The 22,474-nt window shown below is 59.8% G+C and carries 18 protein-coding genes and 2 pseudogenes; 5 read left to right on the top strand and 15 right to left on the bottom strand.

All coding sequences use genetic code 11. The features are described from left to right. Nucleotides 1-210: 210 nt before the first annotated feature. Nucleotides 211-351, top strand: a pseudogene (locus AAFN47_RS17710) (IS3 family transposase); the annotation flags it as partial. A 68-nt stretch (nucleotides 352-419) separates the two neighbouring features. On the opposite strand, the gene otnC reads toward AAFN47_RS17710, so the two are convergent. The 7 genes from otnC to AAFN47_RS17675 form a co-directional block, all read right to left on the bottom strand. Continuing rightward, the gene (gene otnC, locus AAFN47_RS17705) at nucleotides 420-1,064 is read right to left on the bottom strand and encodes a 3-oxo-tetronate 4-phosphate decarboxylase (protein WP_499810577.1); all 645 of its coding nucleotides are present in this window, start codon (nucleotides 1,062-1,064) and stop codon (nucleotides 420-422) included. Continuing rightward, nucleotides 1,061-2,290, bottom strand: coding sequence for a 3-oxo-tetronate kinase (otnK, locus tag AAFN47_RS17700; RefSeq protein WP_499810576.1), 1,230 nt, complete (start codon nucleotides 2,288-2,290; stop codon nucleotides 1,061-1,063). The genes otnC and otnK overlap by 4 nt, the downstream gene beginning before the upstream one ends. Next, nucleotides 2,287-3,081 carry an N-acyl homoserine lactonase family protein gene (locus tag AAFN47_RS17695; RefSeq protein WP_499810575.1) on the bottom strand — a complete coding sequence of 265 codons (795 nt, stop codon included), beginning with the start codon at nucleotides 3,079-3,081 and terminating at the stop codon, nucleotides 2,287-2,289. The genes otnK and AAFN47_RS17695 overlap by 4 nt, the downstream gene beginning before the upstream one ends. Beyond that, nucleotides 3,078-3,368, bottom strand: coding sequence for a putative quinol monooxygenase (locus tag AAFN47_RS17690; RefSeq protein ID WP_499810574.1), 291 nt, complete (start codon nucleotides 3,366-3,368; stop codon nucleotides 3,078-3,080). The genes AAFN47_RS17695 and AAFN47_RS17690 overlap by 4 nt, the downstream gene beginning before the upstream one ends. Nucleotides 3,369-3,379: 11 nt before the next feature. Then, nucleotides 3,380-4,663, bottom strand: a complete 1,284-nt coding sequence (locus AAFN47_RS17685; RefSeq protein WP_499810573.1) for a TRAP transporter large permease — start codon at nucleotides 4,661-4,663, stop codon at nucleotides 3,380-3,382. Continuing rightward, a complete protein-coding gene (locus AAFN47_RS17680) occupies nucleotides 4,660-5,208 on the bottom strand; it encodes a TRAP transporter small permease (protein ID WP_499810572.1) in 549 nt (182 codons plus the stop codon). Before AAFN47_RS17680 ends, AAFN47_RS17685 begins: the two co-directional genes overlap by 4 nt. Nucleotides 5,209-5,274: 66 nt before the next feature. Beyond that, nucleotides 5,275-6,279, bottom strand: coding sequence for a TRAP transporter substrate-binding protein (locus tag AAFN47_RS17675; RefSeq protein WP_499810571.1), 1,005 nt, complete (start codon nucleotides 6,277-6,279; stop codon nucleotides 5,275-5,277). Between the two features lie 126 nt (nucleotides 6,280-6,405). Here AAFN47_RS17675 and AAFN47_RS17670 point away from each other — a divergent pair, with 126 nt between their 5' ends. From AAFN47_RS17670 to AAFN47_RS17660, 3 genes are read left to right on the top strand one after another with little or no spacing between them, the layout of a single operon-like run. After that, nucleotides 6,406-7,500 (top strand): isocitrate/isopropylmalate dehydrogenase family protein, encoded by a 1,095-nt coding sequence (locus AAFN47_RS17670; RefSeq protein ID WP_499810570.1) that lies wholly within the window; start codon nucleotides 6,406-6,408, stop codon nucleotides 7,498-7,500. Further along, nucleotides 7,497-8,519 (top strand): Gfo/Idh/MocA family protein, encoded by a 1,023-nt coding sequence (locus tag AAFN47_RS17665; protein WP_499810569.1) that lies wholly within the window; start codon nucleotides 7,497-7,499, stop codon nucleotides 8,517-8,519. Before AAFN47_RS17670 ends, AAFN47_RS17665 begins: the two co-directional genes overlap by 4 nt. A 1-nt stretch (nucleotide 8,520) precedes the next feature. Continuing rightward, nucleotides 8,521-9,195, top strand: a complete 675-nt coding sequence (locus tag AAFN47_RS17660; RefSeq protein WP_499810568.1) for a GntR family transcriptional regulator — start codon at nucleotides 8,521-8,523, stop codon at nucleotides 9,193-9,195. A gap of 225 nt (nucleotides 9,196-9,420) precedes the next feature. Here the strand turns inward: AAFN47_RS17660 and AAFN47_RS17655 are convergent, their stop codons facing one another. Genes AAFN47_RS17655 through AAFN47_RS17630 form a run of 6 tightly spaced genes read right to left on the bottom strand, consistent with a single transcriptional unit; the run spans nucleotide 9,421 to nucleotide 19,782 of the window. After that, entirely contained in the window at nucleotides 9,421-10,296 is an 876-nt protein-coding gene (locus tag AAFN47_RS17655; RefSeq protein ID WP_499810567.1) for a peptidylprolyl isomerase, read from the bottom strand. Between the two features lie 5 nt (nucleotides 10,297-10,301). Next, on the bottom strand, nucleotides 10,302-11,048 hold the full coding sequence (gene narI / locus AAFN47_RS17650) for a respiratory nitrate reductase subunit gamma (protein WP_499810566.1): 747 nt from the start codon (nucleotides 11,046-11,048) through the stop codon (nucleotides 10,302-10,304). Continuing rightward, nucleotides 11,045-11,779 (bottom strand): nitrate reductase molybdenum cofactor assembly chaperone, encoded by a 735-nt coding sequence (gene narJ, locus AAFN47_RS17645; RefSeq protein WP_499810565.1) that lies wholly within the window; start codon nucleotides 11,777-11,779, stop codon nucleotides 11,045-11,047. The genes narI and narJ overlap by 4 nt, the downstream gene beginning before the upstream one ends. Beyond that, a complete protein-coding gene (gene narH, locus AAFN47_RS17640; RefSeq protein WP_499810564.1) occupies nucleotides 11,779-13,302 on the bottom strand; it encodes a nitrate reductase subunit beta in 1,524 nt (507 codons plus the stop codon). Before narH ends, narJ begins: the two co-directional genes overlap by 1 nt. Beyond that, nucleotides 13,299-17,033 carry a nitrate reductase subunit alpha gene (locus AAFN47_RS17635; RefSeq protein ID WP_499810563.1) on the bottom strand — a complete coding sequence of 1,245 codons (3,735 nt, stop codon included), beginning with the start codon at nucleotides 17,031-17,033 and terminating at the stop codon, nucleotides 13,299-13,301. Before AAFN47_RS17635 ends, narH begins: the two co-directional genes overlap by 4 nt. 25 nt (nucleotides 17,034-17,058) lie before the next feature. Continuing rightward, a complete protein-coding gene (locus AAFN47_RS17630; RefSeq protein ID WP_499810562.1) occupies nucleotides 17,059-19,782 on the bottom strand; it encodes a nitrate/nitrite transporter in 2,724 nt (907 codons plus the stop codon). A 256-nt stretch (nucleotides 19,783-20,038) separates the two neighbouring features. Here AAFN47_RS17630 and AAFN47_RS17625 point away from each other — a divergent pair, with 256 nt between their 5' ends. Further along, a complete protein-coding gene (locus AAFN47_RS17625) occupies nucleotides 20,039-20,737 on the top strand; it encodes a helix-turn-helix domain-containing protein (RefSeq protein ID WP_499810561.1) in 699 nt (232 codons plus the stop codon). 207 nt (nucleotides 20,738-20,944) lie between these two features. On the opposite strand, the pseudogene AAFN47_RS17620 reads toward AAFN47_RS17625, so the two are convergent. Together AAFN47_RS17620 and AAFN47_RS17615 are read right to left on the bottom strand one after the other, a co-directional pair. Beyond that, a pseudogene (locus tag AAFN47_RS17620) lies at nucleotides 20,945-22,215 on the bottom strand (IS3 family transposase); the annotation flags it as partial. Between the two features lie 16 nt (nucleotides 22,216-22,231). Next, a partial coding sequence (locus AAFN47_RS17615; protein ID WP_499810560.1) for a transposase occupies nucleotides 22,232-22,474 on the bottom strand: 243 nt, incomplete at its 5' end.

The raw sequence follows: 22,474 nt of genomic DNA, 5'->3' as shown, positions 1-22,474 counted from the left end.
CGCTGATTTCATGACAAGACCACCCTGCGATGGATATCCGTGCAGGGTGGTCGTTGCATTAGCGTCACTCTCCAATCGGGACAATAATGCGCTAACAGGTTCTGCCCCGCGTTTCTCGAGAAAACAGCACTCCATACCGGCCAGGCAACCCGGCGTCTTTCGGAGAACACGATACATTGGGTTCCGTCCAAAACTACGACGGTCCACCGTCGCGCCGTTGAATTCGCCACCCTGGAATGGGTCGACTGGTTCAACCACCGCCGTCTTCTGGAGCCAATCGGAAATATTCCGCCAGCCGAAGCCGAACAACGCTACTACGCTATGCTGGACGAACCAGCCATGGCAGCATAACTTAAACCAAATGGCCTCCGGCAAACCAGGTGCGGTTCAGTTTCTCGTCCGGCCCTTCGTCAGAAAACCTACCAGCTGACGTCGAACTTGTCGGCGATTTCCGATGCCTGTGTTTGCGTCAGCAATGTCGGTGAAAGCCCTCGGGACAAAAGGGTCAGTTTTGCCGCTTCCTCCAACTCTTCCATCCCATAAACCGCCGCATCGAGATCCTTGCCACAAACCACTGGTCCGTGATTAGCGAGAAGCACGGCGGAGCGCTTGCCAAGAAGGCCTCGCACGGCCTCCCCCATAGCCGGATCGCCGGGCATGAAATAGGGCAGCAGTTTCACGCGGCCAAGCTTCATGACGCTGTAAGCGGTGATCGGCAAAATGGCACTGTCCGGATCGGTCTCCGGTAATACCGACAGGACCACCGAGTGGCAGGAGTGCAGGTGCACCACGGCGCCAGCGCCATGCCGGGTCTCGTAGAAGGCACTGTGCAAAGGCATTTCCTTGGTCGGCGGGTCGCCGCAAAGCCGCCGCCCCGACGTATCGATGAGACTGATCCGAGCCGGATCAATGAACCCCATGCTTGATCCGGTCGGCGTCACCAGCAACCGGCCATCCGACAGGCGCACCGATATGTTGCCGGACGAGCCGTTGGTCAGACCGCGATCGAACATCGATTTTGCCCAGCGGGCGATCCCGTCGCGTGCCGTGGTTTCCTCGCTCATTGATCCTCCGCAAGCCTTGCCATCGCTGTTGCAAAAAAATCTTCGTCACCAAAATTGCCGGATTTCAGCGCAATCGCCAGCGCCCGGTCGTCGACCCGCAAAGCCGGAACGCCGGCTGCAAGCCGAATCCCGACGGCCAGTGTTCTGGCCTCTATCCCCTTGACGACGGCTCCGGAAGTTTCGCCGCCGGCGGTCACGATACGGGATATCCCGCGACGCATGAGTTCAGCGGCGAGGCCCTGGAAAAGCCCCTCGATCCGCTCTGCCACAACTTCCCGGCCATACCGCTCCTGCGCAGCCATTACGGCATCGGGCTCGGCGGAAGAATAGATCAACGGAGCGTCATGTGACTGGGCCATGACCCAGTCGGCGGCACTACGAGCAGTGTGGGTGCCGTTCATGATCTCGTCGGCGGTCAGTTCCATCGACGGAGCCAAGTGTTTGTAGGTGCTGATTTGCGTCCGTGTGGCCAGCGAGCAGGACCCCGATAGTACAACGCCCTTCCCGGCTATTCCGACCCAGGACGGCGAGCCCGGTTGGTAGCCGAAATTGCGCGGCAGGCCCAGCGCGATGCCAGAGCCACCGCAGAGCAGCTTTCGTCCCTTTGCAGCGGCGCCGATCATATAGAGATCATCATCCTTGGTGGCGTCGACAACGAACATCCCTCTCTTTGCCTCAAGCGCAGCGGCCACGGCCTCCGCTCCCTTGGACACTGTCCGAAATGGCACATGCGCCACCGGCCAGCTGGTCTGCCGGCCAAGCACCCGCCTCAGGTCCGGATCGGTCATCGGTGTGAGCGGATGGTTCTGCATGCCGCTCTCGCTGAGCAACTTGTCGGCAACGAACAGATGCCCCTGGTAGACACTGCGCCCATTTTCCGGAAAGGCCGGGCAGACGATCACCGACGTTTCGCCCAACCGCTCCGCCATGGCTTCAAGCACCGGGCCGATATTGCCCGCATCGGTGGAATCGAAGGTCGAGCAGACCTTGAAGATGATTTGTTCCGCACCTTGCGCACTCAGCCAGTCACAGCTCTTCAGGGATTGCTCGACCGCCTCGGCCACTGGCGCGGTGCGAGATTTGAGAGAGATCACAGTCGCGTCGCAATCTGGAGATGCCTGCTCCGGAATCCCGGTCAGCAGAAGCGTTTTCATGCCGGCTTCGGCGAGGGTCAATGCAATGTCCGACGCGCCTGTAAAGTCATCCGCGACAACCCCGATCCTCATAGTGTGAACTCCTTCACCGGCCCCCGGTCGAGCCGCACCGCGTAGTCCGGTCCCGCGCGCTCAAACAGGTTCATCACCAGCGGATCGTGACCCGGTATGAGCAAGCTGCGTTGGCTGGCAAGCGCCCGTATCCGGTCAAAGCCATCCATCATGTTCTGCAGATCGACGACGATGGGAAACGGTTTGCGAGCAAAAACGTTCTCGTAATAATGCGCAGCGTCCGATGCGAGGCAGAGCCACCCGGATGTAGTACGTACCCGCACCGCCTGCAGCCCGCGCGAATGCCCGCCGATACAATGCACGGTGACGCCATCAGCCACCTCGCCGTCTCCATCGTGAAACACCACCCGCCCCGAGTAGACCCGCTTGACCGCCTCGCAGACATGATCGGCTGAGAACGGCATCCGAAGCGGGTCGTGGCACATGCACGGTCCGGTAGCAAAGGCCATTTCGGCGGCCTGCAGATGAATGGTGGCGTTGGGAAACTGGCCGAGACCACCTGCATGATCGTAGTGCAGATGGGTGACGATCAGGGTGGTGATATCTTCAGGTCTGAGACCGACTCCCTGCAATGCGGTAGCCGGTTCGCGAATGATCGGCCGGTCCCGGCGCCGGGCCTCGGCTTCGTCATAGCCGGTGTCGACCAGTATGACCTGCTTGCCTGATTTGAGCACCCAGATGAAGTAATCCATCTCGTGTGGCTGATCGTGGTTGTCGTCGAAGATGAAGCTGTCCTTGCGCGTCCGGCTGTTACGGTCGGCATATTTCAGCGCATAGACTTCCCAGTTCATTGATGCACCGTGGCAAAGGTCCGCACGTCTTTAGCCTCGATCATCGGACTGCCGTCCGTGCCGAACTGCTGGTAATGCGGCATCTGTTGGTGTGCCTCAAACGCGGCCAGATCTGAGTAGAGCTCGTAGAGAAACACGCTGTCAGGTTGCGCCTCATCGGTGCAGATATCAAACTGGTGGCAACCGGGTTCGTCACGCAGCGAAGCCCGCGCATTTTCGAGCATCAGCGGCATGAACTGATTGATCCTGCCAGCCTTGATTTTGAACGTCACAACGACAGCAAACATGACAACCTCGCTTAACGGAACAGGTGGACCATCGTCATGGATACCGCGGGAACGTAGGTGACCAGCAGCAGCGCACAGATGGCGGCAAAATACAGCATGCCCATTCTGCGGGCGATGGAAAGCACCCCGACACCTGATATTCGCGAGGCCACATAGAGCGTGGCGCCCACGGGCGGCGTGAACAGTCCGACGGCAACATTGCAGGTCATGATCACTCCAAGGTGGACCGGATCGATATCAAAGGCCAGCGCGGTGGGCAGGAACAGAGGTGCGGTGAGCAGAATCGCCGGAACCGGATCGAGTACCAGACCTAGAACCAGCAGCGCCAGGTTGACGAGGATCAGAAAGACCCATGGACTGGACGAAAGGTCCTGCACGAAACCGACCAGAACCTGAGGCATCTGTTCGAGCGTGATCAGCCAGCCAAGCACGGTCGTTGCCCCGATTACCACCATCACCGTGGCGCTGGTGACAAAGGCGTCGATCATTAGCTGAGGCAGATCCCTGATCTTGAAATCACGATAGATGAAGATGGTCACTACCAGCCCGTACACTACCGCAAGCGCTGCCGCTTCAGTCGGTGTCACCCAGCCACTGAAGATGCCGCCGAGAATGAGGATCGGCATTAACAGCGCTGGCGCCGTCCCCACAAACGAGCTCCACAATTCGGCCCGCGTGGTGGTGCGGCCTCCAGGATCGCAGCCGGTGGATTTGCCGATGTAATAACAGACCGCCATGAACGCGAGTCCAAACATGAGACCGGGCACCATGCCGGCGAGGAACAGATCGGCGACCGAAACATTGCCGACAAAACCGTATATCAGCATCGGGATCGAGGGTGGAATGATGATACCGATGGTCCCGGCGGCAGCCACGAGGCCTGCGGCAAACGCCTTGTTGTAGCCTTCCTTGGCCATGTTCTTGATCATCACCGAACCAATGGCCGCACTGTCGGCAATGGCCGAGCCGGAAATGCCGCCGAAAATCATCGAGGCGCCAACCACCACCATGCCCAGCCCACCGGGCATGAAGCCGAAGGCCGCCCGGGCGAAGCCGATGATCCGCAGGCCAACACCGCCGCGACTCATCAATTCGCCGGCGACGATGAACAGTGGAATTGCAAGGAAATGGTTCGGCTCGACCCCGCCTATGAAATTGAGGTAAAGCGCCTGTAGCGGATATCCCAGATCAAATACGACGATCGGCAACACGGCTGTGAGCAGAATCGCCCAAACCAACGGCATACCCAGAAACACGGTGATCAGAAACACCGCAACAACAAACAGCAGGATCACAACACAGCTCCCGTGTCGGCGCCATCAACATGATGCACAATCGGCGGATCCTGACGATCGGGCGGCGAGCGCCAGTCATGCACCAAATTGAACATATGGAAGATGAGTGAAAGCGCGGCGCCGACGGGCATTGAGGCATAGAGGAAGCCGACCGGCCAATACAGCACCGTCGTCCGCTGCGCCCAGGTGTGGCTTGAGATCGAGTAGCCTTCGAAAATCAAGCTCGCCATCATCAACAGCACCACGATGTTGATCGCGACAGTGAGAAAACGATGCGCGCCTTGCGGCACAAAAAGCTCGACAATTTCAGTCACGCGCATGTGCGCGCCTCGAGCAATCGCAGCCGCGCATCCGAGAAACGTTGTCCAGAGCAGAAGGAATGCAGTCACTTCCAGTGACCAGGCGAGGTCAAAACCAGCCGCCCCTCTGAGCGTTGCATTGACGAATACGAGCGTCACGATCGCGAGCCCGCCAAGAACGAGAAACACGTCGATCAGGTTGCTGAGAACACGCAACGGAAACGGATAGGTTGCTCTGTAGTCCATGCCAAAATCCCAGAGAATAGATCAGGACCCCTAGGGCCCTGACTCTGGTTTCAAACGAGACGAAACCTAATTCGCCGGCATCGTCTCACGAATCTTGGCAGTATCGGCGAGAACCTTGTCAACAGCTCCCGCGCCGTAGACTTCCCGTGCTTTGTCATAGACAGACGCTACCGCGTCACGGAAAGGACCGATTTCAGGCGTCGACACCTTGGCGCCGGCGGCAGTCATCTCATCAAGCTGCGCGTTGACCGAATTCTTGACGAGGTCACGGCTAAAGGCCGAGGATTCGACCGCGGCTTTCTTGACCGCTTCCTTGTCTGCATCCGAGAAGCTCTGCCAGGTCTTTTCTGACACTGTCAAAGGCAGCGGGCTGTAAACGTGGCGGGTCAGAGTAATGTAGGGCGCCACTTCGTAGAAACGGAGCGACTTGATGGTGTCGACCGGGTTTTCCTGGCCGTCGACCGTACCCTGCTGAATCGCGAGATAGACGTCGGTGATCGGCATCACCACTGTCTGGAAGCCGACTGCTTCCATGGTCCAGCGGATCATGTCGTTCGGAAACACCCGCATTTTCTTGCCGACCGCATCCGCAGGCGATGTCAGCGGATCCTTGGTGGTGTAGCTGCGGAAGCCGGCTTCCCACGTGGACAGAACCCGGAAACCAACTTCCGGCAGCTTGGCGAACTCGCCCTTCAACCATTCGGAATTGTCATAAAACTCCCAACCCTGTTCATAGGTATCAACCAAGAACGGCATGGCGGTGAGATTCAGCGAAGTCAGATGCGTGGCGTAAGATCCCGTCGCAGAAACCGTAAAATCAACGCCACCGAGTTGCAGCTGCTCGATGGCCTTCGGGTCATTGGCGAGTTGGCCAGCGGGGAAGATGCGGACTTCATAGCGGCCTTCTGTATATTCCTTCACCTTCTCGGCAAAGACCTCGGCTGCAGCCTGCCGCGAACCGCCGGGATTGTCTGTGTGACTGAATTTCAGAACCGTTTGCGCGAGTGCTGATGTGGCGAATGCGCCCATTAGTGCGGTGGTGACGGCCAGCGTCTTGATCAAAGTATTCATGCTTTCCTCCCAGGCAATAAACCGTGTTGCAATTTTTTAACGTATACATTAAAATATGCATTGTCAAATCCGTTTTGCAGCCAGATCCGACGCCATCGATGCCGGTTCATCATCCAGGGGAAATTCATGGTCCAATCATTCGAAATCGCGATATTTGAAGGCGACGGGATCGGGTCAGAAATAACAGCGCCGACCATCCGCATACTGGAAGCCTTGGCAAAAAGGCGCCAGGGTTACGAGCTGGCATTCACCAAGGCCACAGCAGGAGCCGCCCTCTACGCTGCGACCGGTGAAGCGCTGCCTTCCACCTCGATGGAAACGGCTCGTCGTGCCGATGCCATCCTGCTTGCAGCCATGGGGCTACCTTCGGTTCGCTACAAGGACGGGACCGAAATATCGCCGCAACTGGATCTGAGAATCGAGCTCGATCTGTTTGCAGGCGTGCGCCCGGTGCGGGTTATCCGTGGCCAACCTACTCCGCTCAAATTGGCGGGCGGCCAGACGATCGACTTTGTGCTGATCCGGGAAAGCACAGAAGGTCTGTTTCACTCCATGGGTAAGGGCGAGGTCACCAGTGAGGAGGCCCGCGAGACTCTCCTTATCACGCGCAAGACCAGCGAGAAGCTGTTCCGTTTTGCCTTCGACTATGCCGAACAGCGCAAGGCGCAGGGCGTCGGCAGGGGCCGGGTAACCTGCGTCGACAAGGCCAACGTTTTTCGCGCATTCGCCTTTTTCCGCGAGATTTTCGATTGCGTGGCCACAGAGTATCCTCAACTGACCGCGGATCATGCCTATGTCGACGCCACCGCACTGTGGATGGTCGAAAAACCCTGGTTGTTCGATGTCATGGTTACAGAAAACATGTTCGGTGACATCCTGTCCGATCTCGGCGCCGGCATCATGGGCGGCTTAGGCCTCGCGCCGTCGGCCGATATCGGCCGTGACCACGCGGTGTTTCAGCCTTGCCACGGTTCGGCGCCCGACATTGCCGGAAAGGGCGTGGCCAATCCATTCGCGATGATCCTGTCAGCCGCCTTGATGCTTGACTGGCTCGGCACAAAGCACAACATCGAGAAGATGGTATCCGATGGAGCCCTGTTGCGCGACGCCGTTTACAAAGTGGTCGCTGACGGGCGCGTTCTGACACGCGATCTGGGCGGAACCAGCAGCACCGAAGCAGCCGCCGATGAGGTTCTGGAACAATTCACAGCGAAGGCATGATCGTGGAAAAGACGTTGCGGGTCGCCTGCCTGGGCGCGGGATATTTCAGTCAGTTTCACTTCGACGCCTGGGCAAGGATTGAAGAGGTGGAACTGGTCGGCATTGCCGACAGGATCACCGACAAGGCCCGGCTGTCTCGCCATCCGGCGTTCATCGAACTCAAACAGATGCTCGAAGCAACGACTCCCGATCTTCTCGATATCATAACGCCGCCCGAAACGCATTTGGATGCGATCAAGGCTGCACTCGATCATGGCGTCAGGGCGATCATCTGCCAGAAACCGTTCTGCACCTCTCTCGCGGAAGCCAGGACTGCTGCCTCTCGCGCAGCAGAAGCGGGCGTTCCGCTGATCGTGCACGAAAACTTCCGTTTCCAGCCCTGGTACCGGGAGATGGCCCGCTCGCTTGCCGCCGGCGAGATCGGTGATGTTCATCAATTGACCTTCCGCTTGCGGACAGGCGACGGCCAAGGCGCCGATGCCTATCTCTCACGTCAGCCATATTTCCAGAAAATGCACCGCTTTCTCGTCCACGAGACCGCAGTGCACTGGATCGACACCTTCCGGTTCCTGCTCGGGGACATCCGGGCTGTCTATGCTGATCTGAGGAGAATGAACCCGGTGATCGCGGGCGAAGACGCCGGTTACATCATTTTCGATTTCGATCATGGAGTCCGGGCCGTTTTCGATGGCAACCGCCATCTCGATCATGCAGCCGAGAACACCCGCACCACTCTGGGCGAGGCACTGCTGGAAGGAGCCACCGGAACGATCACCCTGTCCGGCAACGGCGCCTTGCATCTCCGGTCTTTCGGCGAGAGGACAACGAGGACCCTACTGGAGCCAGTCGGTTGGCGCGGCTTTGCCGGCGATTGCGTGTTCGCGCTTCAGCGTCACGTTGTCGATGGCCTGCTGAAAGACGGTCCTTTCGAAAACGCTGCAGCCGATTATCTTCGTGTTATAGAGATCGAGGAAGCTATCTACCGATCAGCAAGCGAGGGTCGGAAACAAGGTGTCTAGAGTGTCTACTGAAGCAAAATCAAAGTCTCACAGCATTCGCGCGGTGAATGCACTCAGAGCGTTGATATTTGCAGGTGAGTTGCCTCCAGGGTCGGATCATCTTGAAAGCGAGCTCGCCGAAAAGCTCGGCATGTCGAGAACGCCGGTCCGCGAGGCCACCCTTGTTCTCGAGTCACAAGGTTTGCTGGAAGTCCGTCCACGCAAGGGTGTCCGGATATCGGCCCTATCTGCCGATGACATGCGTGAAATCTACGAGGTGCTGACCGAACTTGAGAGCCTGGCCGCGTCGCTTGCCGCCGACGCCCATTATTCCAAACAGGAGTTGTCCCGGCTCAAATCGGCCACACTCGAAATGGAAGCCAGCGTGGCGGCGAATGACCGCGAAAGCTGGGCCCGCGCCGACGCCGCCTTCCACGACGAGCTTGTCCGACTTGGCGGTAACAAGCGGATCCAGACGATCGTTTCCAATTTCAACGACCAGGTCAGGCGAGCAAGAGCCCTGACGCTGCATATGCGGCCGATGCCTCAGAAATCCAACGAGGACCATCGCGCGCTGTACGAAGCCATAGCCAAGGGTGATTCCAAGGCGGCGCGAGAGATCCATTGGCGGCACAGGACCGAAGCCAAGGACATGCTGATAAATCTGTTGAACCAACACGGGCTTCGCCGGGTCTGAACTGGCACTTGCTGCTACCCTGAGAAAGCGCGGGTACGTTTCGTGCGCCAGTCGCGAGATTTCGACCGGGTTCGGTAAAGGGCGTTGCGAAATCAGCTCCGTTTTTTCACAATCCCAGCGCATATGCGTGTGATCCTCGCGGATGAACTCAAATGGAACCTCAAACAAGTTGAGATCGTTCGGACCCGTCCGCTACCGTCGCGCGGCGCATTGGAAAATGGATCTTCACAATCTCTCGCCCTGAGTGCGATTTCCGAGCTCGGCGCCGGATATTTGGGCGGAAGCGACAAGCCGAAGCGCAAATTCCCGGGCGTTGCGGGCCCAGGCCGTCTTTTCCATCGCATCGGCAATCTTCGATCGAACTGTTTCGAAGGGGAGCGCCGCGCCCTCGGCGATCGCATCCATACGGATGACGTGCCAGCCGTGTCGGGTGAGCACCGGCTCGGATGTGATTTCACCTTCTTTCATCTCGCGCAGCGCGGCTTCGAACTCGGGCGCCGTGTCACCCGGGCCAAGCTGTCCGAGTGCACCACCTGAAGTCTTGGATCCACAATCGCTGTGCGCCGACGCCAGCCTGGCGAAACCTTGCGGATCACCCTCCACGCGTGCGGCCAAACTCGTCGCGCGCTTGAATGCGGTGTTGCGCTCATTCTCATTGGGCGGGTCGCAGGCGCACAGGATATGCGATACTTCCCAGAGAGGCGGTGCGCGGAACCGTTCCGGGTCACGCGACCACTCAGCCCGGATCTCATCCTCGGTTGGTGGCGAGACTTCAACCGCAACCTCAAGAAGGCTTCGGATCAGAGCCTCCTCCTCCGTTTCGAAACGCCCCTGCCCGACTTCGGCCGGTACGGGCCTTATTCCGCGCCGCCTGGCCTCCTGTAACAGGAGCGTGCGCATGGCGACGGCGTTCGCCGCCTTGCGCCACGCGATCTCCGGCTGGTTTTTGGGAGCTGCGTGGTTCTGCGCCTCTGCCGCCACGACTTTTGCCGGGACAGTCACGCCGTTGACCACGAGGGGCGCCGGATTGTCTGCCTCCATCTGGGCGGTTGATGCATCGACACCTTCTCGCGGCGTTACGGTTGAAAGGACCGTGACCATAACCGTTACTCCGCCGGTTGCTTTGCGCTCGCCTGTGGATTCGATCCACGGGTTGACGGCTGCGTTTGCCGGCGCGAGCGCACGATTTGATATCCCTTGCGAGCGAAGAGATAGCGCACGGGAGCAGCAAAACCGGACAGGATGTGCACCAGGCGGGTGAAGGGAAAAACGAGAAAGATCGTCAGTCCCAAGACGATGTGAAGCTTGTAGATCAGCGGCACGTGGGCGATGTGCTCGGCTGCTCCGGGCTGGAAGGTGAAGATGCCCTGCGCCCACTCCATGAACAGGATCACCTCGCCATGCTCGGCCGTGGCGATGGAATAGGGCACGCTGATGAGGCCGAGCGCCAGCTGTCCGATCAACATCAACAGGATCGCGATGTCCCAGAAGCCGGAATTCGTGCGGATACGCGGATCGACCAGGCGGCGATGCGCCAGCATCACTCCGCCCACGATCGCGGCGACGCCGGCGATCCCACCCGCGATAGCGGCAAGCAACTGCTTTGCCTCGGCGTGAATGCCGAAAGCCTCGTAGATCTCGTGCGGGACAAGCAGTCCGAAGAGATGGCCGAAGAAGATGACCAACACACCGACATGGAACAGCACCGAACCGATCATCAACTGCCGCCGCCGCAGCATCTGGCTCGACGACGATTTCCAGGTGAACGGGTCCCGCTCGTACCGCGCGACAGAGCCGATGAGCAGTACCGCCAAAGCGATGTAGGGATAGATTCCGAAGAAGAAGTTGTTCATTTCAGCCTCCGTTGCTCGGTCGCCGCCCGGGGCGCGGGATTGATCGGAAGGTCCATCTGCACCAGCATGTCACGCACCTGCGGGCATCCAGCGTTCGGGTCCGGGCCGAAGCGAACCTCGCTTTCCTCCCAGACCTCGTCGAGTGCTTCGAGATCGTCGGCCGCGATGTCGGGTTGGTCGAGCAATTCGGCCACTACCTCCTTGTCGGCTGCGGCGCCGGCAAGCTGGAAAAGGGCGGCGAACACCGCTTCATAGGGGCTCTCCCGCCGGACAAGCCGAGTATTGAGGACCTCGAAAATATGCGCGGCGTCCGCGAGTATTTCCCGAGCCTCGTCTGCGGGGCGCGTGGACAGAAATTCGAGAAGGACCGGAAGGTGATCCGGCAGTTCACTGGTCGCTGGCTCGAATCCCTTCTCACGATAGGTTTCGACCAATGACACCATGGCGCCGCCGCGATCCCGGCTTTCGCCGTGAACATGTTCGAACAGGTTCAGCGACAGCGCGCGCGAGCGGTCGAAGAGCGTCACATACTGCTCTTCCAGGTCGTAGATGTCGCGCGTTTGCAGCTCTTCCAGCAACGGGCGAAGCGCACGCCGCGCCGCCGCTGTCAGCCGCCGTTCCGCCGACAGGACGCGACCGATTTCCGGCATTGCCTGCTGCAGCTCCTTCGTGGGATAACTCAAGACGAGCGACAACGCCTTGAGGGCGCGATCTTGCAGAACGAGGGTCATCAGCGCACCTCCTGCGGCATTCTCAGCGGCTTTTTGGAGCCTCCGAAGAGCGACCCCTTGGAGACGCCGGTGGAACAACCGTTCCCGTCGGTAAAGCCGCAACCGCCGCGCAAGTCGTAGGCTTCCTCAACCTGTTCGCGGTGCGTCGTGGGAATGACGAAGCGGTCTTCGTAGTCCGCAAGCGCCATGATGCGATACATGTCCTCGATCATCCGCCCCGTGATGCCGACGCGGGTGGCGATCGCCTCGTCGGTCACACCCTCGACGCTCTTGGCGCGCATATAGGCGCGCATGGCCAGCATCCGCTCCAGCGCCTGGGCAATCGGCTTTTCGTCGCCGGCCGTCAGCATGTTGGCGAGATATCTGAGCGGGATGCGCAGATTCTTCACGTCCGGCATGGCGCCGTCCATGCCAATCGCGCCCGCCTCGGCCGCGTTCTGGATCGGGCTGAGCGGCGGAATATACCAGACCATCGGCAGCGTCCGGTATTCGGGATGCAGCGGGAACGCGACCTTCCATTCCATCGCCATCTTCCAGATCGGGCTTTCCTGCGCGGCCTTGATCCAGTCGTGCGGGATGCCCTGCTTCTGCGCCTCGGCTATGATGGCGGGATCCTTGGGATCGAGGAACACGCCGAGTTGGGCGTCGTAGAGGTCCATCTTCTCGGCCGCGTTCGCGGCCTCCTCGATCTTGTCGGCATCATAGAGCATCACGCCGATATAGCGTATGCGACCGACGCAGGTTTCCGAGCAGACGGTTGGGTTGCCGCTTTCGATCCGGGGATAGCACAGCGTGCATTTCTCGGACTTTCCCGTAGACCAGTTGTAGTAGACCTTCTTGTAAGGGCAGCCTGATACGCACATGCGCCAGCCGCGGCACTTCTCCTGGTCGATCAGGACGATGCCGTCCTCTTCGCGCTTGTAGATCGCGCCCGAGGGACACGACGCCGCGCAGGCCGGGTTCAGGCAGTGCTCGCAGAGCCGGGGGAGATACATCATGAAAGTGTTCTCGTATTCCCCGTAGATCTGCTTCTGGATTCCCTCGAAGTTGTAGTCCTGCGACCGTTTCTCGAACTCGCCGCCGAGGATCTCTTCCCAGTTCGGACCCTTCTCGATCTTCTGCATCCTCTCGCCTGAGATTTTCGAGCGCGGGCGCGCCGTCGGAAACGCCTTGCCCTCGGGCGCCGATTTCAGGTGGTCGTAGTCAAAGTCGAACGGCTCGTAATAGTCGTCGATCTCCGGCAGATCCGGGTTAGCGAAGATATTTGCCAAGATCCGCCACTTCGCCCCTTGCTTGGGCTGGAGCTTGCCGGACTTCGTCCGAGTCCAGCCGCCGTTCCAGCGGTCCTGGTTCTCCCAGTCCGTCGGATATCCGGTACCGGGCTTGGTCTCGACATTGTTGAACCATGCGTATTCGACGCCGTCGCGGCTGGTCCAGACATTCTTGCAGGTGACCGAGCACGTGTGACATCCGATACATTTGTCGAGGTTCAGCACCATGCCGATTTGCGCACGAATCTTCATTCCGCTGCCTCCTTCGGGGTGGCTTCATCGTCGAGCCAGTCGACCTTGTTCATCTTGCGCACGATGACGAATTCATCGCGGTTGGAGCCCACGGTTCCGTAGTAGTTGAACCCGTAGGATTGCTGGGCATAGCCGCCGATCATGTGGGTCGGCTTCAAGACCGTCCGGGTGACCGAGTTATGGATCCCGCCGCGCAGGCCGGTCTTCTCGGATCCCGGCGTGTTCACGATCTTTTCCTGAGCGTGGTACATGAAGGTCGTTCCATCCTTCATGCGCTGGGACACCACCGCCCGCGCGGTCAGCGCGCCGTTGGCGTTGTAAAGTTCCACCCAGTCGTTATCGACGATGCCCGCCTTCGCCGCGTCGTTTTCGGAAATCCAGATCACCGGACCGCCGCGATTGAGCGTCAGCATCAAGAGGTTGTCGGTATAGGTCGAGTGAATGCCCCATTTCTGGTGCGGCGTGATGAAGTTCAGCACGACATGCGGCTTGTCCTTGTCGGTATGGATCGCGTCGGTGACTGTCTTGAGATCCACCGGTGGCCGGTAGGACATGAAACCCTCGCCGAAGGCCCGCATCCACAGGTGATCCTGATAGAGCTGCTGGCGACCGGTCAGGGTACGCCAGGGGATCAGTTCGTGGACATTGGTATAGCCGGCGTTGTAGCTGACATGCTCGCTTTCAATGCCCGACCATGTCGGCGAGGAGATGATCTTGCGCGGCTGGGCGGCGATGTCGCGGAAGCGGATCTTGTTGTGATGCTCGCCCTCGGCCAGATGCACGTGATCGCGACCCGTCGCCTCGCCAAGCGCCTCCCAGGCCTTGACCGCCACCTCGCCGTTGGTTTCGGGCGCCAGCATCAGCACTACCTCGGCGGCGTCGATCGCGGTGTCGATCGCGGGACGTCCCTTTGCCGATCCGTCGAGCCGCTCGCCATTCAGCGCCTTCAACGCGGCGACCTCGTCCTCGGTATTCCACGAGATGCCCTTGCCGCCATTGCCGAGCTTTTCGAGTAGAGGACCAAGCGCGGTGAAGCGGTCATAGACCGCGGAATAGTCCCGCTCGACCGCGATATAGTTCGGCGCGGTCTTGCCCGGGATAAGGTCGCATTCATCCTTCTTCCAGTCCTTGACCTGGTCCTGCGCGATCTCGGCAGGCGTGTCGTGCAGAATGGGCAACGCGACGACGTCGGTTTCCTGACCCAGATATCCGGGCACCACCTCCTGGAACTTCTTCGCGATGGATTTGAAGATTTCCCAGTCGGATTTCGACTCGTAGGCCGGGTCCACCGCAGCCTGCAGCGGGTGGATAAACGGATGCATGTCCGAGGTATTGAGATCGTCCTTTTCGTACCAGCTGGCCGTCGGCAGGACGATATCGGAGTAGACGCAAGTGGTGGACATTCGGAAGTCAATGGTCACCAGCAGGTCCAGTTTGCCGCGCGGAGCTTCGTCGTGCCATTTCGCCTCCTTGGGAAGCTGGCGGCCCTCCTCGCCCATGTCCTTGCCAATCACGCCGTTGTCGGTGCCGAGCAGGTGTTTGAGGAAATACTCGTGCCCCTTGCCCGAGGACCCGAGCAGGTTCGAGCGCCAGACGAAGAGGTTGCGCGGCCAGTTCTCTGGCGCGTCCGGGTCTTCGCAAGACATCTCGAGCTCGCCGGATTTAAGCTGTTCGGCGACATAGGGTGCAACTTCCCTACCCGCTTCCTTCGCCGCCTTCGCTACCTCCAGCGGGTTGGTCTTCAGCTGCGGCGCCGACGGCAGCCAGCCCATCCGTTCAGCGCGAATATTGTAGTCGATCAACCCGATGTCCCAGTCGCCCGCGGGCGCCGTCGGCGACAGTATCTCGCCCGCGGTCAGCGTCTCGTAGCGCCATTGGTCGGTATGGGCATACCAGGCCGAGGTCGAGTTCATGTGCCGCGGCGGCCGCCCCCAGTCGAGCGCAAACGCCAGGGGAAGCCAGCCGGTTTGCGGGCGCAGCTTTTCCTGGCCTACATAGTGCGCCCAGCCGCCGCCGGACTGGCCCACGCAACCGCACATCACCAGCATGTTGATGATGCCGCGGTAGTTCATGTCCATGTGATACCAGTGGTTCATCCCCGCGCCGACAATGACCATGGATCGGCCATGGGTCTTTTCGGCGTTTTCGGCGAATTCGCGGGCGACATGGATGATCTTGGCGCGGTCGACGCCGGTGATCTTCTCCGCCCAGGCGGGAGTGCCCGGAACGTCCTCGTCATAGGACTGGGCCACCCAGTCGCCGCCCAGGCCCCGGTCGAGACCGTAGTTGGCGCAGAACAGGTCGAAGACAGTGGCGACGGCGATCTCGCCGTCCTTCGTCCTGATCCGTTTCACCGGCACGTTCCTGGTCAGGACATTCGGTCGTTTGTCACCTGTCGAGAACGCCTCGGTGGCATCGGCGCCGAAATACGGGAAATCGACGCCAAGCACGTCGTCCTGATCGCTGTCGAGCACCTGCGACGTCTTCAGCCGGGCCCCGGCTCCGGCAGCCTTTTCCTCCAGGTTCCATTCGCCCTGCTCGCCCCAACGATAGCCGATGGAGCCATTGGGCGCGACCAGCCCGCCGGAGGCCTCGTCGACAGCGACGGTCTTCCATTCGGGGTTGTTGTCCTCGCCCAGCTTGCCGTGCAGGTCGTCCGCCCGCAGAAAGCGTCCCGGCACGAAGGTTCCATCCTTCTCCTCCAGCTTCACCAGCATCGGGAAATCGGAGTACTTCCGGCAATACTCCTCGAAATACTCGGCCTGCCGGTCGAGGTGGAACTCGCGCAGGATAACATGGCCGAAGGCCATCGCCAGCGCAGCGTCGGTCCCTTGCTTGGCGTTCAGCCAGACATCGCCGAATTTCGCTGCCTCGGAATAATCCGGGCAGATCACTGCGGACTTCGCGCCTTTGTAGCGTACTTCCGTGTAGAAATGCGCGTCGGGCGTGCGAGTCTGCGGGACGTTGGAGCCCCAGAGCAGGAGATAGTTGGAATTGTACCAGTCCGCCGATTCCGGCACGTCGGTCTGCTCGCCCCAGGTCATTGGTGAGGCCGGAGGCAGGTCGCAGTACCAGTCATAGAACGACATGCAGGTCCCGCCCAGGAGCGACAGGTAGCGGGTGCCGGCCGCATAAGAGATCATCGACATCGCGGGAATGGGCGAGAAGCCGAAGATCCGGTCGGGCCCATAGGTCTTGGCCGTATAGGCGTTGGCGGCGGCGACGATTTCGGTCGCCTCGTCCCAGGTGGTGCGGACAAAGCCGCCCTTGCCGCGGGTTTCGACATAACCCTTGCGCAATATCGGGTCGTTCTGGATCGCGGTCCAGGCCTCGATAGGGCTCTTGGTTTCGCGCATCTTGCGCCAGACCTTCATCAGCTTGCCGCGGATCAACGGGTTCTTCACCCGGTTGGCGGAATAGAGATACCAGCTGTAGGAGGCGCCGCGGGCGCAGCCGCGCGGTTCATGGTTCGGCAGGTCCGGACGGGTGCGTGGATAGTCCGTCTGTTGGGTTTCCCAGGTGACGATCCCGGATTTCACATAGATCTTCCAGGAACAGGATCCGGTGCAATTCACCCCGTGGGTCGAGCGCACGATCTTGTCGTGCCGCCAACGGTTTCTGTAGGTGTCCTCCCAGTCACGATTCTCGCGCGTGACCTGGCCATGCCCGTTGGAAAACTGTTCCGTTCCCTTCGACTGGAGGAAGTTCAATCTGTCGAGAAGATGGCTCATCTGGCTGTCCTTTCGTGGGGCGAGGTTATTGAGCGGGCGCGGGATCGGGCAAGGTCGGCTGGCCGCGCCGCTCCAGTTTGTACAGCAGACCGCCGCGCCGGGTGTAGTAAACCCAGGTGATGGCCAAGCAGATCACGTAGAAGATGAGGAAGGCCCAAAGCGCACCGACGGGCGATCCGGTCATCGCGATCGAGGTGCCGTAAGCCTTGGGGATGAAGAAGGCCCCATAGGCGGCGATCGCACTGGTGAAGGCGATGATCGCCGCGCTTTCTCGCTCCGATTGCCGGCGCAGCACGCTGCCTTTCAGTTCCGGCATCAGGCGCGGCACCTCATGACCCATGATCGCGGGGATCATCTGGAACGTGGAGGCGTTGCCTACCCCGGTCAGGAAGAACAGCGCCATAAAGGCCGCGAAGAAGCCGGCGAAGCTGTCCGCGCCAAGTGATGCGATCACACCAAACACCGCGATGATCATGCCCGCAAAAGTCCAGAACGTAACACGCCCGCCACCAAACCGGTCACTGACCCAGCCGGTGCCCGCGCGGCTGAGTGCGCCGACAAGCGGTCCGAGGAACACATACTGCAGGGCGTTCACCTCAGGGAAAGCGAGTTTGGTCAGCAACGGGAAGCCCGCCGAAAAACCAATGAAGCTACCGAAGGTGCCGGTGTAGAGCACGCACATCAGCCAATTGTGCTTGCGGCTGAAGATGATCGCCTGCTCGCGGAAGCTAGCTTTGGCGTCGGCGATGTCGTTCATGCCAAGCCAGGCCGCGACCGTGGCAAGTAGAATGAACGGCGCCCAGACAAAGCCTGCGTTCTGCATCCAGAGCTCGCCACCGTCCGTCAACGTCTGCGGCGCGCCGCCCATGGCGCCAAATACGCCGGCGGTGACGACGATCGGCACGAGAAACTGCATGACCGAGACGCCGAGATTGCCCAGCCCCGCATTCAACGCCAGCGCGTTGCCCTTTTCCGCCTTCGGGAAGAAGAAGGCGATATTCGCCATCGACGAGGCGAAGTTGCCGCCTCCGAAGCCGCACAGCAGAGCCAAGGTGAGGAAGATCAGGTAGGGCGTGTCAGGGTTTTGGACCGCATATCCGATACCCATTGCCGGCAGCAGCAGCGAGGCGGTCGAGAGCGTCGTCCACAGCCGGCCACCGAAGATCGGCACCATGAAGCTGTAGAATATCCTGAGCGTGGCGCCTGACAGGCCCGGAAGCGCCGCCAGCCAGAAGAGCTGTCCGGTCGAGAATTCGAACCCGATGGCGGGTAGCCGGGCGACGACCATCGACCAGACCATCCAGACCGAGAAAGCGAGGAGAAGCGCCGGGATCGAGATCCACAGATTGCGGCGGGCGATCCCGCGACCCTTCTCCTCCCAGAATGTCTCGTCTTCGGGCTGCCAATCCTGCAGCACCCGCGGCATTTCCGTCTTGCCAGGAACGTGCACTTCCTGGAGTTCCGGCACTGTCGGCAATGTGTCCAGTTCTTTGCCCAGCGCGGCGCGTTCCATTGACCGGATGGACAGGTGCATCCAGGTCAGCATGATCGCGACCAGGCCGACGAGGATCGCGAAGCACGAGGTATAGATCCCCGTCAGATCGAGCGCCGCACCGAATGTGATCGGCAGGACAAAGCCGCCAAGACCACCGATCATGCCGACAAGTCCGCCAACCGCGCCGACATGTTTGGGATAATAGACCGGAATGTGCTTGTAGACAGCGGCCTTGCCGAGGCTCATGAAGAAGCCGAGGCCAAACAGCATGATGATGAAGGGCCAGAAATCCAGTTCGGTCGAGAAGGCGATCGGCCCGTCCTTGCCCTGTACGACATAATCTGTCGGCGGATAGGACAGCATGAACAGGAAGATCAGGCTGAAGCCGAAGGTCCAGTACATCACCGTCCGCGCGCCGAACTTGTCGCTGAGATGTCCGCCATAGGCCCGGAACAGCGACGCCGACAGGCTGAAAGACGCGGCCGCCATCCCGGCTGTCTTCACGTCTACGCCATAGACGTCGATCAGGTAGTGCGGCATCCACAGCGCAAGAGCTACGAAACCGCCGAAGACGAAAAAGTAGTAAAGCGAGAAGCGCCACACCTGGATGTTTCTCAAGGGCGCGAACTGCTCCGCAAACGACGGGGCGCGAGTGCCCTTGGCCCGGCGCTCTACAAGCTCGGGGTCGTCTTTGGCGAAGAGGAAGAACAGGATGCCGATGACGGCCAGGCCCGCCGCCCAGACATAGGCTACACCGTGCCAGCCATATGCCACCATGACGAAGGGCGCGACGAACTTGGTCACTGCCGCACCGACGTTGCCGGCGCCGAAGATGCCGAGCGCGGTGCCTTGATGACCGGCATCGTACCAGCGGCTGACATAGGCGACACCGATAATGAACGAGCCGCCAGCGAGACCGATGCCCAAAGCCGCGACCAGGTACATGGCGTAGCTATCGGCAAGCGTCAGTAGCCAGGTCGCCAGCGCCGTCAATAGCATCTGCGCCGAGAAGACCAGGCGTCCGCCGTACTTCTCCGTCCAGACGCCCAGAAACAGGCGCGTGACCGATCCAGTCAAAATGGGAGTCGCGACCAGCAGACCGAACTGGGATTCGGTCAGACCCAGCTCTCCCTTGATTGCGACGCCGATGATGGAAAAAATCGTCCAGACCGCAAAACACGCGGTGAAGGCGACGGTGCTCAGCCCGAGTGCACGATTCTGATCTGATTGCGATGCTGTGACTTTGGTCTGCATGGCAAGGTCTCCGGTTTCGTCACGATGTCCGGTCCCGAATGGGATCTCCGTCACACATGCGGCCCAGAGCGGCCAATCGACTTGATCTAGATCATAAAACTTGAAATATCGCAATGAAATAAATGATTTATAGAATAATGTCTCTCCGACGTTTGCCTTTTGTATTGTAGCAATATGATTGACAGAAACGGGTCGATTGACAAATATCAATCAAGTGAGCGATGCATTTTAAAAGGTGTTTATAATGCGCCCAGGCATGCCAGATTCAGATTATCCCGATGTCCGTAGACTAGCGCTCTTTTCGGATGTGGCAAACGAGCATTTCAACGCGCTCATGCGTGGTGCCTATGTGCAGAATTTTCCACCGCAGATCGAACTGATCACCGAGGGAGAGCCAAGCAATTTCCTGCACATCATCCTGTCGGGAGCCGTCGATCTCTTCTCGGCCTGGAACGGCAGAGAAACCAGCATGGCGACCGCCCGGCCCGTTTCGACATTTATTCTGGCCGCCTCGATCAGAGACGCACCTTACTTGATGTCGGCGCGTACTCTGGAGAAAAGCCGGATTGCGCTTATCCCAAGCCAGGACGTACGCGCCATATTTGATGCAGACAACGCCTTTGCTCGCTCCATAGTGACGGAACTGGCGACATGTTATCGGTCCGTCGTGAAGACCCAAAAGGATCTGAAATTGCGGACGTCGCTGGAGCGGCTCGCGAACTACCTTCTTCGTCAGCAGTCGCGCGGCAGTAGCGGTTCTGAATTCGACCTCGAATTCGAGAAACGCCGCCTGGCGTCTTATCTCGGCATGACGCCGGAGAACCTGAGCCGCGCTTTCAAGGGGCTGCAGGCCTATGGCGTTGCGGTGCAAGGCAGTCGCGTCACGATCAGCAATCAGCAGGACCTCGAACGGTTCGCGAAACCCAACCGGCTTATCGACGACCCACATTCATAATGAGATTAAAATGGCAAAGGCTTTACCAGGCGCGGCTGGAGACCTCGCCGAACAATACCCCGATGTCTGGGCCGCCTATCCTACACTTGGCAAGGTCGCCTCCGAGATCGAGGGTGGTCTACATGGTGTTGATTGTCCGTCGTCAGAGTTTTCCGGAATGTTTGGGGCGTTTCGTAACGGAGGCTCTGGTTCTATTTCTGTTTCAGTTTAGGCGGCCGCTGCTTGGTACTCCAAGCGGCGTTTTTGAATGGTCCGTTTCTTGATCTCCTCTCTCATCTTCAAGATCTTTGCGCCGCGGCCATGGTAGACGTCGGCGGGTGTCAGGTTGTCCAGGCTCTCGTGGTAGCGATGGATGTTGTAGTGATCGACAAAGGCGCCGATCTGGTGTTCCAAGTCTCCGGGCAGGAAGTAGTTTTCCAAGAGCACACGGTTCTTCATCGTCTGGTGCCAGCGCTCGATCTTGCCCTGGGTCTGCGGGTGAAGCGGGGCGCCACGGACATGATCCATCCCCTTGTCTTCGAGATAATCAGCCAGATCGGCAGCAACGTAGGATGAGCCATTATCGCTGAGCAGCCTCGGCTTCTGCACAACCGTCGCGCTGCCGCAGCCGGATGCCTCCAGCGCCAGCTCCAGCGTGCTGGTGACGTCCGCAGCTTTCATCGTCGTGCAGAGCTTCCAGGCAATGATGTAGCGACGATAGTCGTCGAGGATTGTGCTGAGATAGAACCAGCCCCAGCCGATGACCTTCAGATAGGTGAAGTCGGTCTGCCAGAGCTCGTTCGGCCGGCTGGTCTTGTCCCGGAACTCATCGGCCGCGCGGATCACCACGTGAGCCGGGGCAGTGATCAGATCCTCGGCACTGAGAATGCGGTACACGGACGATTCCGAGACGAAGTAGCGCTTCTCATCGGTGTATTTGACCGCCAGTTCGCGGGGCGTCAGGTCTTCGTGCTCCAGGGCAAAGTCGACGACATCGTCGCGAACCGTGTCCGGGATGCGGTTCCAGACCGACCCGGGCCGGGGCGAACGATCGGCCAGGCCATCGATGCCGCCATCGCTCCAACGCGCGTACCAGTCGTAATAGGTGCTGCTGGGGATGCCGAGCATCCTCAAGGTCTGTCGGGTCGGCAGATGTGATGCCTCGACCGTGCGGATGATCTCCAGCTTCTCAGATGCGGGATACCTCATTCGTCGTCGCCCCCATCCCCGATCATGCTTTTTTTGAGCAGACGGTTCTCAAGCGTCAGCTCAGCAACCACCTCCTTCAGCGCGGCAGATTCCGACCGCAGTTCTTTGACTTCAGGGGATGTCGCTTGTCGCGCTGTGTCACCCGCCAAACGGTTCTTCCCGGCTTCGAGGAATTCCTTTGACCAGGAACAATAAAGGCTCTCGGCAATGCCCTCGCGACGGCATAACGCTGAGATGCTCTCCTCGCCCCGCAGGCCCGCCAGAACGATCCTGATCTTCTCTTCGGCCGATTAGAGCAACGGGCGATTAGTATGCAACGCATCCTGTTGATCTGAAGTAGTTCCAGCATTCTTGCGGTGTGAACAGGCTGCAGACATGTCCGACGGCCTTCCAAAGGTCTTCATATGTTCGGGCTTTCGCCTTTCTGAGCAGTGTCTTCAGCTTTGAGAAGGCCTTTTCGATGGGGTTCAGGTCCGGCGAGTAACGAGGCAGGAACAACACCACAGCGCCGCGCGCCTTGATCGCCTCCGCGGCTCGTGGGCTCTTGTG

Origin of the sequence: Hoeflea sp. CAU 1731, from assembly GCF_039888615.1 — a bacterium.
Lineage (GTDB): Bacteria > Pseudomonadota > Alphaproteobacteria > Rhizobiales > Rhizobiaceae > Flavimaribacter.
Note: the sequence above shows the minus strand (reverse complement) of the source record. Positions and strands in the feature narration are given on the sequence as shown.